Annotated in this window: 3 protein-coding genes; 2 read left to right on the top strand and 1 reads right to left on the bottom strand. The window is 60.6% G+C overall.

Annotated elements, in window-relative coordinates; all coding sequences use genetic code 11:
• Positions 1–242 precede the first annotated feature (242 nt).
• Both DBR24_RS23840 and DBR24_RS23845 read left to right on the top strand, forming a co-directional pair.
• Positions 243–410 carry a DUF2897 family protein gene (locus DBR24_RS23840; protein WP_064503201.1) on the top strand — a complete coding sequence of 56 codons (168 nt, stop codon included), beginning with the start codon at positions 243–245 and terminating at the stop codon, positions 408–410.
• A 137-nt stretch (positions 411–547) separates the two neighbouring features.
• On the top strand, positions 548–1,105 hold the full coding sequence (locus DBR24_RS23845) for a TetR/AcrR family transcriptional regulator (RefSeq protein ID WP_123466593.1): 558 nt from the start codon (positions 548–550) through the stop codon (positions 1,103–1,105).
• Here the strand turns inward: DBR24_RS23845 and fabF are convergent.
• On the bottom strand, positions 1,102–2,376 hold the full coding sequence (fabF, locus tag DBR24_RS23850) for a beta-ketoacyl-ACP synthase II (RefSeq protein WP_128615967.1): 1,275 nt from the start codon (positions 2,374–2,376) through the stop codon (positions 1,102–1,104). The genes DBR24_RS23845 and fabF overlap by 4 nt on opposite strands.
• Between the last annotated feature and the right edge of the window lie 41 nt (positions 2,377–2,417).

Raw genomic sequence — 2,417 nt, forward strand, 5'->3', positions numbered from 1 at the left:
ATGGCCGTTGGTTTCGCTTACTTCCTGCTCACCGGCCAGTTGCGCGCCAACGCACCGGCCGACGCAATGCTTACCGGTTTGTAAAGCTCAAGCAGGCGCGGGCTGCACCTGCAAGGAACTAAGGTGCATCCGGCATAACCGGCCTAGAATGGAACCACTGCGACGTCACTTCGCTCAAAAGTGGTATGCAGCTTCGTACGGCGAAATTCTCGCCCGTCGATCTGCCATTAAGGAGAGCCGTTATGCCCTGGTATGCTTGGTTGATTCTGGTCGTTGCAATCGGCTCGATCGTGGGTGGATTGATGATGCTGCGCGACACCGCCAACAAAGTCGAACTGACCGATGAAGAACGCAAACGCGTGGCCGAGCGCAACGCCGAAGCAGACGCCAAAGAAGCCCAAGACCGCTGAACCCGAACCCCGCCTGACTGGCGGGGTTTTCATTTCAGTAACCTGTTGGACTTTTCCGCGCTGTTTTTAGAAGTTGAAGTACAGTCACCATGTAATTTTCCTTGGTTAAGATGGGGCATTGTTGCGGAGAGCTACACATGCGTTACTCGCAAGACCATAAAGCCCAGACCCATCAGCGCATTATCAAGGAGGCCTCGGCACGATTTCGCAAGGACGGCATAGGCGCGACCGGCCTGCAACCGTTAATGAAAGCCTTGGGGCTGACCCACGGCGGTTTCTATTCGCACTTCAAGTCCAAGGACGAACTGGTCGAGAAAGCCTTGCAGGAGGCGGGTGAACAAGTCGCGGGGGTCTGTGCGCAAATCTTTGCCGCAGACAACCCGCTCGAGGCGTTCATAGATACCTATTTGTCGGAATGGCACAGGACATCGCCCGATGAAGGTTGCCCGCTGCTGACCATTTCTTCGGAACTGGGCCTGCGCGGACAACCGAGCCCTACCAGCGATCAGGTCCTCAATGCCCGACTGGAACAAATCGAGGACAACCTTGAGGGAGACAACTGCGCCGACCGCGCCATTGTGATCATGTCGACGCTCGTCGGCGCGTTGCTGCTGTCGCGCAGTGTCGCGGATGCCGGGTTTGCGCAACGCATCCTCGACGTTACCCGCGAACACCTCAAGCACACCGAAGATTAAGCCTGCCAGCGCTTGAACAGCACGCTGGCATTGACTCCGCCAAAACCGAAGCCGTTGGACAATGCGTATTCGATCGGCATCGACCGCGCCTGGCCATGGACAATGTCCACCCCTTCGCTGGCAGGGTCGGGGTTATCGAAGTTGAGGGTCGGCGGCACCACCTGATCGCGAATCGCCAACAACGTGAAGATCGCTTCAAGCCCCCCGGCAGCACCGAGCAGGTGGCCAGTGGCGGATTTGGTTGAGGTCACGGCAATTTTATTCTGCGTGCCGAACAGCGCCTTGATCGCTGCCAGTTCACCCAGGTCGCCCACCGGGGTCGAAGTCGCATGCGCATTGAGATGCTGCACCTGATCCGGCGTGATTCCACCCTGCGCCAGCGCCAGTGCCATCGCCCGCCGCGCACCGCTGCCGTCTTCCGGCCCGGCAGTCAGGTGATAGGCATCGGCAGTGGTGCCATAACCGACCAGCTCGGCCAGTGGCTGCGCGCCACGGGCCAAAGCATGCTCCAGTGATTCGATCACCAGCAGACCGGCGCCCTCGCCCATGACGAAACCGTCCCGGTCGCGATCGAACGGTCGTGAAGCGCGCTCGGGAGTATCGTTGAAAGCACTGGAAAGCGCCCGGGCAGCAGCAAAACCGGCGAGGCTGACCCGGTCGATTGCCGCTTCGGCACCGCCGCACACGGCGATATCCGCTTCACCGGCACGTATCAGCCGCGCAGCATCCCCAATCGCCTGGACCCCGGCGGCGCACGCCGTCACCGGCGCCCCCAACGGTCCTTTAAGGCCATGCTGGATCGACACATGACCGGCGGCGAGATTGACCAGGAAAGATGGAATGGTGAATGGGGACAGACGCCGAGGCCCTCGACTGTCTGTGGTGCGCACCGCGTCCGCGATGGCACCAAAGCCACCGACACCGGAGCCAATGATGGTCGCCGTACGCTCCTGCTCGGCGGCTTCGGCAGGGTGCCATCCGGCCTGCTCCAGCGCCTGGCGTGCTGCCTCCATGGCAAACAGAATGAAGCGATCCATTTTCTTCTGTTCTTTGGGCGGTGTGGCGCGATCCGGATCGAATCCGGCCTCGGCGTCTTCTTCCGGTGTCGGCACGCTGCCACCGACCCGTGCCGGCAAATCGGCGACCACCGCGTCAGGCAGCGCACGCAAACCCGAACGTCCCGCCAACAAACGTTGCCAGACCGCTTCGACACCACTGCCCAACGGAGACACCAGGCCCATACCGGTGACGACTACTCGACGCTGACTCATACCGTAATTACCCCTGTTCGATTCAATGACCTGATTTGTAG

It is taken from the genome of Pseudomonas sp. HMWF006 (genome assembly GCF_003061205.1).
Taxonomy (GTDB): Bacteria; Pseudomonadota; Gammaproteobacteria; order Pseudomonadales; family Pseudomonadaceae; genus Aquipseudomonas; species Aquipseudomonas monsensis.